Raw genomic sequence first — 14,929 nt, forward strand, 5'->3', positions numbered from 1 at the left:
TTAGCAGGATAGGCGATTGATCGCCCAAGCGGGTCGACATCTAGCCCAAGTCCACCTGGATCGCCGTTCGGGCCGCCACTGCCTTGCCCACGGCTTCCTCGATGTCCTCGCCCCGGGCAAGGGTCACACCCATACGGCGGCTGCCCTGAACCTCGGGTTTGCCGAACAAGCGCAAATCCGTGTCCGGCTCGGCCAGGGCTTGATCCAGGCCGCTAAAGCGGACCTGCTGGGAATCCCCATGCACCACCAGGGCCGCGGACGCCGAAGGGCCCCATTGGCGAATGGCGGGAATGGGCAGGCCCAGAATCGCCCGGGCGTGGAGCTCAAACTCGGACAAGTCCTGGGAGATCAGGGTCACCAAGCCCGTGTCATGGGGCCGCGGCGAGACTTCACTGAACCAGACCATATCGCCCTTGATGAACAACTCCACCCCAAAGACCCCGTAGCCGCCCAAGGCCGTGGTCACCGCCTCGGCCACCTCCCGGGCACGCCGGGCGGCTTGCTCGGACATGGCCTGGGGCTGCCAGGATTCCCGGTAATCACCATCTTCCTGGCGATGCCCGATAGGTTCACAAAAGGCCGTCCCGTCCCGGTGGCGCACGGTGAGCAGGGTGATCTCGTAGTCAAAATCCACAAAGCCTTCCACGATCACCCGGCCCTTGCCGGCCCGGCCCCCGGACTGGGCGTATTCCCAGGCCGGCACGATATCTTTCTCCGCCCGCACCAGGCTTTGGCCCTTGCCGGAGGAGGACATCACCGGCTTGACCACGCAGGGCAGCCCCACCGTCTCCACGGCAGCGCGGTACTCGGCCTCGCTCTCGGCAAATTGATAAGGCGAAGTGGGCAAATCCAGTTCCTCGGCGGCCAGACGCCGGATGCCTTCCCGGTTCATGGTGAGCTTTGTGGCCCGGGCATTGGGCACCACGTTGTGACCCCGTTCCTCCAGGATCACCAGCATATCGGTAGCGATGGCTTCCACTTCCGGCACGATGAGATGGGGCGCTTCCTGGTCCACCACCGCTCGAATGGCCTCCCCGTCCAGCATGTCGATGACATGGTGGCGGTGGGCCACCTGCATGGCCGGGGCGTTGGCGTAGCGGTCCACCGCAATCACCTCACAACCCAGCCGCTGCAGGGCAATGGCCACTTCCTTGCCCAATTCGCCGCTGCCCAGAAGTATCACACGCTTGGCGCTGGGACTGGCGGGAGTTCCTATACTGCTCATAAGCACCTCATGGCAAAACAGACAACGATAATGGCCGGATTATACCGTCCCCACGCGAGCAACATGGCAAGGACGGCGCTTGGCGATTATGCTGCAGGTGTTAAGATGATTCCCGCAATGGGACCCCTTGCAGAATGAAGAGGAAATGAATCATGAACAAGCAGATTATCGCGGGCCTCGCCCTGGCCGGCAGCCTGACTGTCGCTCCCACCGCCCAGGCTTTGCCATTGATCGACTTCGGCGTGGGCGCTGGTGCTCTGACGCTGGAAGATGATGACGACGCAGCCATCGCCGTCAACCTTCGGGTGGACATCAACATTCCGGCCACCCCTTTCAGTGTGGAAGGCAATTACACCCAAACCCTGACGGATGGCGAATTCGATGACCTGATGGGCAGCATGGATTACAGCGGTAACATGCTGAGTGCTTTCTTTGTGGGTGAGTCGCCGACCCCTGCAGTGAAAATTCGAGGCAAGATCGGTGTAGCCCAATCGGACTTCGACTTTTCCCCATCCGCCGGAGGCTCTTTCAGCCAGTCAAGCACCAACTTCGCCTATGGCGTTGGTGTCAGCGTAAGCAATTGGCATTTCGAGTGGACACGCACGAAGCTGGATGATGATTTCGAAGCCGACCTGGATTACCTGAGTGCCACGCTGACGTTCTGATCTCCCTGTCAGCCTGAAACTGAAAAAGGCCGGTCATTCGACCGGCCTTTTTGGTTTAGCGTCGCTTAACCTTACTGGCCCAAGGCACGCGAGACGATTTCGTTGACATCCCGGCTTAGTTTACCCTTGGCCTTGATGCGCTCAAGCTGAGCCTTCATCAAGCCCTGACGGGTCTCATCCATCCGCTTCCAGGGGTTGAAGACACTCACCAGACGGGCCGCGATGGACGGATTCAATTCATCCAGCTCCATCACCACATCGGCGATCAGCTCATAACCCCGCCCATCCTCGGCATGAAAGGACTTGCGATTGCCATTGGCGAAAGCCCCATACAGGGCACGCACCTTGTTGGGATTGGTGATCTTGAACGCCGGATGATCGCGTAGCTCCCGAATGCGAGCCACCGCATCACCATCGCTACGCATGGCCTGCAGGGTGAACCACTTGTCCACCACCAGCGGCTGAGACTTCCACTGCTTGTAGAAACGGGTCAGCAAAGATTCGCCCTGGGTGTGGCCTTCCAGCACCACCGACTTCATGGCCGCCATCTGATCGCTCATATTATCGGCGGTATCGAACTGGGCCACGGCCTTTTTCACGGACTCGCTCTCGCCGCTGGCCGCCAGATAGGACAGGGCCAGGTTCTTCAGGCGACGCTTGAGGATATCCCGGGGCTCGGGCTGGTACTCACCCTGCAATTGATTGTCCGCATACAAACGCGCCCAATCCTCGTGGAAGCGTTTGGCCAGATGCACTTTGAGGGCATGTCGGGCATCGGCAATGGCGACTGGATCAATGGGGCTGACCAGCTCCGCCAACCAGGTCTCGGCCGGCAGGGTCAGGGCCTCGGCCCGCAGACCGGGATCGGCCTTGTCATCACGCAGCAATGCGGCAAAGGCCTGATCGATACTGTCCGGGAACTGGGGCGTCTGACCGGCCTGGATGGCTTCCATGGCTTGAATAATGACCCGGCAGCACAGCCGCTGGGAGGCTTCCCAGCGATTGAAGGAATCCTGATCGTGGGCCATCAGATGCGCCAGGTCGGCATCGCTTTGATCAAAGTCCAGCTTCACCGGGGCCGAGAAGCCCCGCAGCAGGGAAACCACCGGCCTTTCACTCACCCCTTCAAAGACAAAACGCTGTTCGGTCTCGGTCAATTGCAATACGGCTTCCTCGCCCCGGGGCTTTTCCTCCCCCGCCAGCTTCAGGGGCATGGCCCGGCCCTGGCTGTTGAGCAGGCCCATGGGCACCGGAATCAGGGTGGGTTGTTTATCGCTTTGCCCGGGAGTGTCCGGCAGGCTTTGCTTGAGCGTCAGGGTCAAACGGCGCTTGTCTTCATCGTAGTCAGTCGTTACATGGACGGTGGGCGTGCCCGCCTGGTCATACCAGCGCTGCATCCGGGACAGATCCATTTGATTGGCATCGGCCATGGCCGCCAGGAAATCCTCGGTGGTCACCGCATCCCCGTCGTGGCGTTCGAAGTACAGGCGCATGCCCTTCTGAAACCCTTCCTCGCCCAGCAGGCTGTGATACAGGCGCACCACTTCCGCGCCCTTGATGTAGACGGTGGCGGTGTAGAAGTTGTTGATCTCCTGGTACTCCGGCGGGCGCACCGGATGGGCCATGGGCCCGGCATCCTCCGGGAACTGACCGGCCCGCAGCAGACGCACATCCTCGATGCGCTTTACCGCCCGGGAATTGCGATCGGCGGAGAACTCCTGATCCCGGAATACGGTCAGGCCTTCCTTGAGGCTTAACTGGAACCAGTCCCGGCAGGTGACCCGGTTGCCGGTCCAGTTATGGAAGTATTCATGGCCGATCACCGATTCAATCCCCAAAAAGTCCTCGTCGGTGGCGGTATCCGGCCGGGCCAGGACGAAACGGGAATTGAAGATATTCAGGCCCTTGTTTTCCATGGCCCCCATGTTGAAGTCGTCCGTGGCCACGATGTTGTAGACGTCCAGGTCATAGTTGAGCCCGAAGCGTTCTTCATCCCAGCGCATGGCATTGATCAGGGAGGTCATGGCGAAATCGCATTGATCCATATTGCGATGTTCGGCATAGACCCTCAGGGTCACGTCCCGGCCCGCCGACGTGGCGTAGGGCTTTTCGATATAGCCCAAATCCCCGGCCACCAGGGCAAAGAGATAGCTTGGCTTGGGATGGGGGTCATGCCATTCGGCAAAGTGGCGGCCGTCTTCCAGCTCGCCGCTGGCCACCGGATTGCCGTTGGACAGCAGTACCGGATAACGGGCCTTGTCGGCCTCCAGACGTACTTCGAACTCGGCCATCACATCGGGCCGGTCCGGGAAATAGGTGATCTTGCGAAAGCCTTCCGCCTCGCACTGGGTCAGCAGAAAGTCGGCGGACTGATACAGGCCTTCCAGGGCCGTGTTTCGGGCCGGGTGGACCCGATTGACCAGGGTGACGGTAGCCTGATCCTGGCTGATGGGAAAGCTCAGGGATTCATCGTCCTGTTCATAGTCAGCGGCCAACAAGGTTTCACCGTCCACCTGAACGGACAACAACTCCAGCGCTTCACCATCCAGTCGCAGGGTATCGGAATGAGGACCCTCGCCCCGGCGAATCTTGAGTTCGCTATGGACCACGGTGGCCTCGGCATCCAGCTCGAAACGCAGGCGGACCTTGTCCACCGTCCAGCTGGGGGGCTGGTATTCGGCCAATCGAATGGTTCTGGCTTGGTCTTCTCTCATGATGGTATTCCCGTTAAAAACGTCGTATCACTTGGAGCCGATCAGGGGGCCGGCGTTCAACGATGCCGGCCCCGTATGTCCGGTTTCTTGTCAGTTGCCATTGCCGGTGCTGAAGGGGCGGAATTGCCCCAGCAGGGCCGGCAGCAAAAAGAGGTTACTCAATAGGGCAAAGGTCATGGCCACCCCGGTGAGCAGACCGAAATAAATGGTCGGCATGAAGTTGGACAGGGTCAGGATGGAGAAACCGGCGATGATAATCACCGAGGTATACACCATGGCCCGACCCACCTGGCGGTGGCTTTCCCGGAGCGCTTGAGCATAGCTGCCGCTGTCCGCCACTTCCGACTGGAAGCGGTGAGTGTAATGAATGGTGTCATGCACCCCGATGCCAATGGTAATGGCCGCGATGGTCATGGTCATCAAATCCAGGGGCAGCCCCACCCAACCGATCAGGCCCATCACCGAGATGGAGGCCACCAGGGTGGGCAGGGGACCGATGAAGGCCATTTTCAGGGAGCGGAACAGGAAGGCGAACATCAGCATCATGGCCGAGAACACCACCAGCAGGGTCACCCACTGGGAACGCACCAGGCTCTGCATCACATTGTTATAGAGCACCAGCATCCCACTGAGACGGATCTGCTCCTCGCCCAGGTCGAATTGACGCATCAGGTCAGAGCGGATCTTTTTCAGCAGGGCGTCGCGTTCCAGATTGGGATCGGAATCGATCACCCGAATGTCGAAACGAATCTGGTCGCCATCGTCGGTCATATAGGGGTCGAAGAGAATCTCCCGCAGGTCAGCAGGGAGCTGCTCAAACATGATGCCCATCTCGAAAGAGCTTAATTGGCGACCCTGATTGAGCTGGCGCATGAGCTTGAGACTGGTGGCCACCGACAGCACCTTGCCGGTCTCGTCCAGGGACTCCAGGTAGTTGTGAATATCCTCCATCACATCCACCTGGTATTCATTGAACCAATAGCCGCCTACCGGACCGTCCCGGTCCAATTCACCATTACCCCAATCGTCATCGCCCCAGTCATCATCCCCCCACTCGTCGTCATCCCAATCGTCATCCTCCGAAGTGGCTTCATCCCTCTCCTCGGTAGAAGCCGGCTCCCCGGCCTCGCTGGCGTCATCACCGGCTTCTTCAGCCAGTTGTTCCGCCCCCCAGTCGCCATCGTCCAGATAGGCCTGACTGGGATCCAACACCACATCCAGGGGCGTGGTGCCCCCCAGTTCCTGGTCGATCAGAGCCATGCCCTGGTGGATCTCGGTGTCCGACTTGAAATAATCGATGAAACGATTTTCCACCGTAATGCGGGTAATCCCCACCGCAGCAATCATCGCGATCAGCAGGAAGACCCCCATCACCCGCAATTCCCGGCCGCTGACCAGTTCCGCCACCCGGGCATTGAAACGGGCCGTATAGTCCCGACTCAGCGTGGGCAGAGGGCCCGGCTTCAAGCGTGCCAAGCCGGCGGGAAACACCGCGAAGGTCAGCACAAAAGCAAAGGCCACGGCACAAACCATCATCAGGCCGAAATCCATCACCGGGCGAATATCGGCAAAGACCATGGCCCCGAAGGCGATCATGGTGGTGAGTGCGGTATATAAAGAAGGTTTGAACTTGCTTTCAATGGTCTCCGCCATCAGCCATCGCCCATCCGCCTCGGGATGGGCCTGATGCAACTCCCGGTGGCGCACGATCAGGTGGATCATCAGCGACAGGGTGATGATCAGCACCAGGGAAATGAAATTGGAGGAGACCACCGTCACCGGCCAGTCCATGAAACCCAGGAAGCCAGTCATGCCAAGCGCCACGCCGCCGGAAACCCCCACCGGCAACAAGACCCAGCGCAGTCGCCGGAAGGTAAAAGCCAACAGGAGAATAATGAACAGGGCCACCCCCACCCCGAAGGTGGCGATGTCATTGCGCACGAACTCGATCATGTCCACCGCAATCATGGGCACCCCGCCCAGGTGAATGCGGCTGCCATTGCGATGGGCATCCAGAATCCGGCGAACATCGGCAATGGTGGATTCCAGCTCTGCCTGATGGGCACGACTGGCTTGCCGGTAGTCGGCTTCCACGGAAGCCAGTTCGGCGACTTCTTCAGCATTCAGACCACTTTCCACTTCCTGAATACGCAGGGCATCCCGGCGCTGCAGCAGGGCATAGAGTTCCTCATCCTGTTCCAGGGTCAAAAGCAGGGCCGTGGTATCCGCGTCCCGGTTCATCAGAAGATCACGGTAAAGGGGGCTTTCCAGGAATTCCTGGCGGGCCAGGTCCCGATCCGTATCCGGATCGGACAGGGTCCGGATATCGGACTGAACCTCATCAAAGGTCACCGGCGGGCTTTGCAGCAGCGGCACATCCAGGATGGTCATGGCCGAGGCCACCGACTCCACGTTAACCAGTTCATCCCGCAAAACCTTGAGCTGTTCCAGGCTTTCATCACTGAACAACGCCGCCTCGGGCGTGAAGGTCACGATGAGGAAATCATCCGAGCCGTACTGGGCACGCACCTTGCGGTAATAGTGCATATCCTCGTCGCCGGCCAGCATCAGGGACTCGGCCGAGGCATCCAGATGGAAGTGGCGCACCTGGGTGGCGGCCGCCGCCAGCAGGGCCACCATGAGCAACAGCACAATCCAGCCGTGATCCAGGGTCAGGCGGTAATACAGGGCTCGAATGAATGCGAACATGAGGGTCCTTGAAAACGATGGGTTTTAAAAGGGACTGCTCAGCAGCAGATAGGCCCGGGTATCTTCTTCTTCATCCAGGCCACGGGCCAGGCCCAGACGCAATTGAAGATTGGCACGGTAGAACAGGTTCAGATCCGCCAGCAACTCGCCGCCAACGCTGCGCCGGTAATCGTCCGGTGAGCTGCCCGAATCCCAGGCGGCACCCGCCTCGGCAAACAGACGCCCCGAGAACTGGTGGGCACCCAGGGGAAAACGGGTGAAACCCCTTTGTGGCCGGGCAATGGGAAAACGCCATTCGGCCGTGGCCAATTGCAGACGACGGCCAGTCTCAAGGCGATCATAACCACGCAGGGCATAGCGACGGCGATCAAACAGCCCGCCCGTATCCAACAGATCCGCCGCATGGGCATCACCCAGGCGGAAAGGCCGGGGGTTATTACTGCCCCAGGCATGTACCCCGCGCAGATACAGTACATGCTCGCCACTCAGGGGCAGGTATTCCCGCCAGTCTACGCTGTAAACCAGGCCGCTGTAATCACTGCCGAAAACACTATTGTCCTCGGCCACGAAGCGAATCTGGCGACCATGACTGCGGCTGACCGAATGCAGATAGCGGCTGCTGTCATCCCAACTGATGGCCACACCGGCCGCACCGCTGCGTCGTGTGGGCCAGGGTTCAGTGATGTCATGATTGAATACATCCGACTCCCGGGTCCAGGCCCCGCCAAGATGGCCTGCCAGCATCCAGTCGTCACGAATCCAGGGCAGGGTCCAGACCAGATCCACCTGGTCCTCGGCCCGGGCCCGGATTAAGGACTGCTCGTCCTCCCCGTCCAGCTCCGCCTGGTAATAGTCATGCTGGCGAGACAGACCAAACTGCAAGCGCTCGGCATAGCGATAGGACAGCGCACCGGAGGCCAGCCCTTCGGTCAGTTCCAGCAAACCCCCGGCCGAATAGCGGTGAATCCCCAGTACATCATTACCCTCAATCAGGGCCCCCACTTCCACAGTGGATTCACTGGCCGCCAGCAAGGGCGTCCAGCTGGTGGGCGGCAGGGTCAACCAGGGCCGGTAAGCACGGTCCTCACCTGCTACCGCCTCGCCCACCTCGGCCCTGGGCTGGAAGGTGGGGGGCTCTGGCAAGGGCTCGAGCAATTGCTCGTCCAGGGGCAGGCGATAAAGATCATAGCCCTCGGAGGAATAGCCGATATAGAACAGGTCGGAGCCTGTCTGGGCCTGGGTCGGTGCAAAAGCCCCTCCCGCCACCCGGCTCAGAGTGGTGAGCTGCCCGTTGTCCAAATCCAGGCGGCGGAGATTGAAAATACCACCATGGTCGCTGCTGAACAGCAGGGAACGTCCATCGGCGGCATAGCGAACATCCCCCACCATCATGCCGGAAATCCCAAGGTCCTCCAGTCGGCCATGGGACAGGGATAGGCGATACAGGCCCCAGCCGATCCCGGGCCGCCAGAGACTCAGGGCCAGGGCATCGCCTTGGGGCGACATGGCCAAGCGGCCGGGAATCTCGTCCTGCTCGCCCCGCCACACTGTCAGCTGGCGCCTACCACGGGCATCCAGGCGATCAATCCGCGCCTGCCCCGCCTCGATGCGGGCGGCAACCATACCTTCCCCATTGGGCAGCCAGACGGCATCGCGATAGCGGCTGCAGTGGGTCAGACGACGCAGGCGCCGGCTGTCGGGCTGCCAGTGATAAAGATCGTAATAGTGATTGCGGTTGCGACAGACCTCCGGCATGGCCACCAGCACGCCGGCCTCCGGGTGGGCATCAATACGGGCCCCCGCATTGAGATCCGCCAGATGCCGGGGTCCCTTATCCTCATCCCAGACCATCAGGGCCGGCTCGGCCCGGGCATCGGAACGCAGATAATAAACCCGCTCGCCCTGTTCATCGGCCACCGCCCGAGGGGAGGCGGTTCTGAAACCATGCTCGGTAAGCCGCTCACCGGCCACCAGACCCGCCTCCACCGACGCCTCGCGCACCGGCATCAAGTTGTCTTGCACCCAGCCTTCGAAATCCGACCACAGGGCCTCGCCGTCCCGGGCCAGGGTCTGACGAAGATTGCGATTGAGCAGATAAGGAATGATGTTGTTGCTGTAGTTATCCACCAGGGCCTGCACCGTCTCCTCGCCCCGGGTCTCGGCCACATAGCGAAAAAAGAAGGCCCCATAGAGATAGGGGGTGGTGCCGGCGGGCCAATCCCTCAGGCCATCCATGCCCACTTGGTCGAAGGGCTTGAAGCCGTCCGCCAGTTCTTCTCTCAACATCATTTCAAACAAGCTGGACTGACTGCGGCCAATGCCGTGCTCGGCATCGCTTTCCACATGCACCGCCAGGCCTTCAATCATCCAGGTGGGATTGAATAGATTGGGAAACAACAAAGGATGACGCCCCAGCACCCGACGCGCCCCCTTGGGGAAACCCTCGGCCTTGTCCAGGTGCAGGATATGCAGATACTCGTGGGTAATCAGCAGCCGCAACCAGCCATCGTGCTGGGCCAGGCTGTTGAGCCCATCCGGCGGGGTAAGATACAGGGTGATGGTGTTGCGCGGCAGTGGCGTGGCCCAGCCGTTGGCCTGATCAAACTGGTCATTGATAATCAGATGGGTGGGCCGGCTTGGCTGCCAGTCCATCCCGGCACTCAGCTCTTCATGCACCGCCTCGGCAATCCCGGCCGCCCGGCGCGCGGTGGCTTCCAGCTCCGCCGGATAATGCACCTGGAAATGCTCGCTGTCGAAGCTGCGCCATTCCAACCAGGGATTGGCCTGCCCCCACAGTGTCAGTGGCATCATCACCAGACACAGCAGCAACCCCCTCCCAATACCATGACCCACTTTCATTACGCCCCCTTTAGCGTCGTTCCTTGATGTCTTAATAAACTCACTGTCACGATCCCCTTCCCTTCTGCAACCCCATCCTATCCCAGCGCAAATATCGTCGCTTTATCCCCTCAAGAAGTTAGCTACATAAGCAAGCGGAACGAAGCCAAAGCCAGCTCACACCCACCACTACTTTCAGTCTGGAGGATCGAGCACATGGTGGGATTGGCCAGGGCTGTGCGCGACAGGGATGTCGCGCCCAGAGCGTCTCAGGGACGGATTTACAGCGTCCCTGGACAATTCCACCATGTGCTCGAGCCGTAAAAGCCGTGAAAGAAAACCATTCCTATCGGCTGGCTAAACTCAACTCGCTCCAAAACAATCCGACCTGACCAAGCGCTGGCACGCAGCAGCTCTAAAGATTGTTCAGTGTTCCCATTGGGCAAATTAAGGCGCTGTTCCGTTAGGCGACTACCGGCTTTTCTAGCCACAGCCAGCTGAGGATATTGTTTTCTGCTTAAATTTCACGGCTCGAGTACAGGGTGGAACTGTCCAGGGACGCATGGACCCATCCTTGGGGCTCTGGGCGCGACATCCCTGTCGCGCACAGCCCTGGCCAGTCCCACCCTGCACTCGATCCTCCTGAATTAAAGCAGTGGTGGAGGTGAGCTGGCTTTGGCTTCGATGACCCGGCGGCCGTTGATGATCTCTAATGGGCCAGCGCGCTATAAATCATCCCCCCCTACGACAACGCCTGCCTCAACCCCCGATGCAACCGCGCCACACTCTCCGATCGGGCACTCTCCCCCATCAACCCGACACGCCAAACCTTCCCGGCCAGCGGCCCCAGCCCCGCACCGATCTCAATGCCTTCATCCAGCAACTGCGCCCGGACCGCCGCCTTATCCACCCCCTCGGGTACCTTGACGGTATTGAGCTGGGGCAGACGCTCATCGGCCGGCACCAGAAAAGCCAGGCCCAGATCCTCCATCGCCGCCACCAGCTCTCCATGCACCCGTTCGTGACGGGCCCAGGACGCCTCCAATCCCTCTTCCTGCAACACCAGCAAGGCCTCATGCAGGCCGTACAGGGCATTGACCGGGGCGGTATGGTGATAGGCCCGCTTGCCGCCGCCGCCCCAATAGCTCATCACCAGGCTGAAATCCATGAACCAGCTCTGCACCGGTTTTTCCCGCGCCCGGATACGGGCCGCGGCCCGTTCGCTCAGGCTTACCGGCGACAGGCCGGGTGGGCAGGACAGGCATTTCTGGGTGCCGGCATAGGCCGCATCCACCTCCCAGGCATCCAGTTCCACCGGAATGCCCCCGAGACTGGTTACGCAATCCATCAGGCTCAGGCAATCATGCTCACGTGCCAGACGGGCCAGAGCCCGGGCATCGGAGCGGGCCCCGGTGGAGGTCTCGGCGTGAACGAAGGCAAGGATCCGGGCATCGGGGTGTACGCTCAGGGCGGCCTCCACGGCGTCCACGTCCACCGCCCGGCCCCAGTCCTGATCCACCACCACGACCCGGGCTCCCATACGTTCGCTCATCTCCACCATGCGCTGACCAAAGGCTCCGTTGCGACAGATGACGATCTCATCCCCCGGTTCCAGCAGATTGGCAAAGCAGGCTTCCATTCCCGCCGTGCCTGGCCCGGAGACCGGCAGGGTCAGAGCATTGTCCGTACGAAACAGCCATTGCAGCAGGCCCTTGGTGGCGTCCATGAAATCCACGAACAAGGGATCCAGATGCCCGATGGTGGGTCGTGCCGTGGCCTCCAGGACGCGCCTGGACACATTGGATGGACCCGGGCCCATCAACAGCCGCTGCGGTGGATAAAACCCTTGATTGCTCATTGCTCTCTCCTACTGCATCACCCAGTCGCCCAGCAGCAACACCTCTTCGGTCACCACTCATAGTCATTGACCTGCCGGATAACGGGAAGCGCGCATTGTCGCAGGAAGCGGTCGGGGATTCACCACCATCGATCGGGAGGCCCCGGGATTGGGGCAGGCTGACATGATATCTTTTGCTGATCGCCCACTTGGCGGAGCAACCATGAACGATCAATCCGGCACCCCTCCCGAAGAAGACGGTCAGGCCCATTGGGAACGACGTTACCGGGAGGCTCTGGACAGCCTGGAAGCCCAGGGACATGAAGCCCGGGAAATGGAACGGCGACTGCGGCGCGCCCTGGCTCAGGTAGCCATGGCCGGCATGGGCGGCGATTCCCAGCTGAGCCGCTATCTGGAAGAAATCCGCCAGAATGCCCGTGGTGATGCGGCCCTGGAAGAAGTGCTGGATACCATCGAGCGCATGGGCCGCTTTCTGCGACACCAGGCTGAGAAGGATATCCGCCTGCCGGAGACCGGCGGATCAATGGAACAGGTGCTGCGACGCCTGCTCCTGCAGATACTGATGCTGATCAAGACTCGGCATCCGGATGACGAGACCCTGCTCAGCCTGCAAAGCCGGCTGCAGGATGCCGGCACCCGGGAACTCAAGCAGACCGCCGAGGCCCTGGAAAACCAGCTACTGGAAACCTTTGGTCAGGTGGAAAAGGAAAACCGGGGTGTCAGCCGATGGCTGCGCCGGGGCGGCAAACAGCAGGGCGACAATGACGCCGGGGTAGCTGCAGTCAGCTCCCTGCTCAACAGCCTGTCCCAGCGACTGCCGCCGGAAGAAACCCAGGCGCTAACCCGGCAACTGGAGCAGGAAGGCAGCCAGGCCCTGCTGCCAGTCTGTCGCCGTTTGGTCAGTCTGGTGGAAGGGGCATTGGATACGGCCGCTGTACCGGGGGACAACACCCCCCAGACACCTGCCCGCCCGGGCGAAAGCGCCAACGACGATGGCGAGCAGACCGGAAGCCCGGCCCAAGGCCCCACGGCCAAGCCCCGAAAGACCATCAAGGCGGGCAAACACGTTCTGGCGCAATTGCGTTTCCCGGAAGAACTGCGCGAAGAGGCGGATGCCCTGGCCAAGGAGGCCCGTCAGGCCCTGGCGGATCCGGCCGGCATCGCAAACTGGCTGGAAGCCACCGCGGATTTGCTGCAGCGCTTTCAGGGGGCCGTGGACCGGGAACGCCAGGCCTTGAAGAAGTTCCTGGAAACCGTGCTGGGCCGGCTCTCGGAGCTGGAAGGGTTCGTGGGTTCGGAGCGTGCCTCCCGGGCTCGCACGGCAGCAGCCGGACGCAAGGTGGATGCCGCCCTTGAACGGGACCTTCACGATATCCGTACGGCCATGGACCAAAAGCAGGACATGGGCAGCCTGGGTAAAGCCATCAATGAACGCCTGAACCGGCTCAACAAACACCTCAACCGACGACAGCGCATCGAGGCGGATGCGAACAGCGAGGCCGAAGAACGCATGGCCGCCATGGAGCAGCGGCTCGAGCAAATGGAGGCAGAAGCCAACCAGCTGCGCCAGCGGCTGAAAAAGGCCCAAGACCGATCCGCCATCGATCCCCTGACCGATCTCCCCAACCGCCGGGGCTATGAAAAGCGCCTAGCGTATGAAGTGGAACGCCAACGTCGGCATGATCGGCCTCTCAGTCTGGCGGTCTGCGATCTGGATGAATTCAAACTGGTCAATGATCAGCTGGGGCATCTGGCGGGTGATGAAGCTCTGGGACAGGTGGCAGATCTGATCCGCGAGACCCTGCGCACCACCGACTTCGCAGCCCGCTTCGGCGGCGAGGAGTTCGTTATCCTGTTACCCGAAACCGAGCTGGAGGCGGCCCGGCAGGTGGCAGAACGGCTGCGCGTAATGATTCAGGACGCCGGCTTTGAACATGAAGGGGTGCGCTATCCCCTGACCCTGTCGGTGGGTGTGGCCGAGTTCGGCGAACAGGAACCCCCGGAGAAGGTCTTCCGCCGCGCCGATCAGGCGGTTTTGGATGCCAAGGAGCAGGGAAGGAACCGCGTAGTCGTCGCCATGGAGGATGCTGCGTAAGGCCCCAAAGCTCACATCATCCACAACCATCTACTCACATCCCTATACTTCACAACCCTCTACTAAGGCACCCCAATCGAAGCCAAAGCCAGCTGAGGGTGTTGGTTTTTGTTTTAACTTCACGGCTTGAATTTCTGCTATTGGTGCATGGGTAATGAGTTAATCCAATGCGTCTGTTAACTCGTCGAAAAACCACAAAAAAGCCCTTGCCGTTACCGGCAAGGGCTTTTCATCAATCAAGCACTTGAATGGAAGGCTCAGTCGGCGGGGCGAACCACGCCGCAGGCAATGCGACTGCCGGCGCCACCGATGGGCTGGCTGGTGTGATCATCCGGGTTTTCGTGGATGACCATGGCCGTGCCGTCACCGTGGAGCAGGCCATTGCCTTCACCATGCAGACTCAAGCCCGGACCATAAATCTCGGCCCTGACACGGCCCTGGTCACTGGCCCAGATATTGGGCAGATCCCCGATTTCCGGGCCCTCGGGATTGAGCAGGCCATGCTCACGGCCATGGGGATCGATGTGACCCCCGGAGGCGGTAAAGCCCTCATGGTGATCGTCACAAGTCCCCTTCTCGTGCACATGAATGGCCTTCCAGCCGGCGGGTAAGCCATCCAGCTCCAGACGAATCACCACACCCTTGGGGCCTTCCTGGATACGGGCCTCACCCAATTCATTCTCATCCTCATCCTGGAAGGCGACCGTCGCCATGGAAGCCTTGTCCTTGTCATCATAATCATCCGCCAGGGCCACGCCTCCCATCAGGAAGGCCGAAGCCAGAAGGGCGATCGAGCTCATGCCGTATCTCATGCCATCACTCCTG

8 protein-coding genes are annotated in these 14,929 nt (G+C 60.8%); 2 read left to right on the forward strand and 6 right to left on the reverse strand.

The annotated features are described in order from the left end of the window. Positions 1-40: 40 nt before the first annotated feature. Positions 41-1,225 carry a formate-dependent phosphoribosylglycinamide formyltransferase gene (purT, locus tag J2T60_RS09040; protein ID WP_253448677.1) on the reverse strand — a complete coding sequence of 395 codons (1,185 nt, stop codon included), beginning with the start codon at positions 1,223-1,225 and terminating at the stop codon, positions 41-43. A 152-nt stretch (positions 1,226-1,377) separates the two neighbouring features. Here purT and J2T60_RS09045 point away from each other — a divergent pair, with 152 nt between their 5' ends. Beyond that, on the forward strand, positions 1,378-1,890 hold the full coding sequence (locus tag J2T60_RS09045) for an outer membrane beta-barrel protein (RefSeq protein ID WP_253448680.1): 513 nt from the start codon (positions 1,378-1,380) through the stop codon (positions 1,888-1,890). A 71-nt stretch (positions 1,891-1,961) separates the two neighbouring features. Here the strand turns inward: J2T60_RS09045 and pepN are convergent, their stop codons facing one another. The 4 genes from pepN to J2T60_RS09065 all read right to left on the reverse strand — a co-directional run bounded on the left by pepN (position 1,962) and on the right by J2T60_RS09065 (position 12,009). Further along, on the reverse strand, positions 1,962-4,604 hold the full coding sequence (gene pepN / locus J2T60_RS09050; RefSeq protein ID WP_253448683.1) for an aminopeptidase N: 2,643 nt from the start codon (positions 4,602-4,604) through the stop codon (positions 1,962-1,964). Between the two features lie 90 nt (positions 4,605-4,694). Further along, complete coding sequence (locus tag J2T60_RS09055; RefSeq protein WP_253448686.1) at positions 4,695-7,313, reverse strand: efflux RND transporter permease subunit; 2,619 nt, start codon at positions 7,311-7,313, stop codon at positions 4,695-4,697. A gap of 24 nt (positions 7,314-7,337) precedes the next feature. Beyond that, positions 7,338-10,172, reverse strand: a complete 2,835-nt coding sequence (locus tag J2T60_RS09060; RefSeq protein ID WP_253448689.1) for a hypothetical protein — start codon at positions 10,170-10,172, stop codon at positions 7,338-7,340. 721 nt (positions 10,173-10,893) lie between these two features. Then, on the reverse strand, positions 10,894-12,009 hold the full coding sequence (locus J2T60_RS09065; RefSeq protein ID WP_253448692.1) for a pyridoxal-phosphate-dependent aminotransferase family protein: 1,116 nt from the start codon (positions 12,007-12,009) through the stop codon (positions 10,894-10,896). 202 nt (positions 12,010-12,211) lie between these two features. Between J2T60_RS09065 and J2T60_RS09070 the strand changes: the two genes are divergently transcribed. Then, positions 12,212-14,104 (forward strand): GGDEF domain-containing protein, encoded by a 1,893-nt coding sequence (locus J2T60_RS09070; RefSeq protein ID WP_253448711.1) that lies wholly within the window; start codon positions 12,212-12,214, stop codon positions 14,102-14,104. 257 nt (positions 14,105-14,361) lie between these two features. Here the strand turns inward: J2T60_RS09070 and J2T60_RS09075 are convergent, their stop codons facing one another. Then, positions 14,362-14,904, reverse strand: coding sequence for a superoxide dismutase family protein (locus J2T60_RS09075; RefSeq protein ID WP_253448714.1), 543 nt, complete (start codon positions 14,902-14,904; stop codon positions 14,362-14,364). Positions 14,905-14,929: the final 25 nt, after the last annotated feature.

Origin of the sequence: Natronospira proteinivora (assembly GCF_024170465.1) — a bacterium.
GTDB lineage: Bacteria > Pseudomonadota > Gammaproteobacteria > Natronospirales > Natronospiraceae > Natronospira > Natronospira proteinivora.

What these genes read in the sequence shown, in the direction of transcription:
- purT (WP_253448677.1), bottom strand. Translation starts at nt 1,225, where the DNA reads ATGAGCAGTATAGGAACTCCCGCCAGTCCCAGCGCCAAGCGTGTGATA.
- J2T60_RS09045 (WP_253448680.1), top strand. Translation starts at nt 1,378, where the DNA reads ATGAACAAGCAGATTATCGCGGGCCTCGCCCTGGCCGGCAGCCTGACT.
- pepN (WP_253448683.1), bottom strand. Translation starts at nt 4,604, where the DNA reads ATGAGAGAAGACCAAGCCAGAACCATTCGATTGGCCGAATACCAGCCC.
- J2T60_RS09055 (WP_253448686.1), bottom strand. Translation starts at nt 7,313, where the DNA reads ATGTTCGCATTCATTCGAGCCCTGTATTACCGCCTGACCCTGGATCAC.
- J2T60_RS09060 (WP_253448689.1), bottom strand. Translation starts at nt 10,172, where the DNA reads ATGAAAGTGGGTCATGGTATTGGGAGGGGGTTGCTGCTGTGTCTGGTG.
- J2T60_RS09065 (WP_253448692.1), bottom strand. Translation starts at nt 12,009, where the DNA reads ATGAGCAATCAAGGGTTTTATCCACCGCAGCGGCTGTTGATGGGCCCG.
- J2T60_RS09070 (WP_253448711.1), top strand. Translation starts at nt 12,212, where the DNA reads ATGAACGATCAATCCGGCACCCCTCCCGAAGAAGACGGTCAGGCCCAT.
- J2T60_RS09075 (WP_253448714.1), bottom strand. Translation starts at nt 14,904, where the DNA reads ATGAGCTCGATCGCCCTTCTGGCTTCGGCCTTCCTGATGGGAGGCGTG.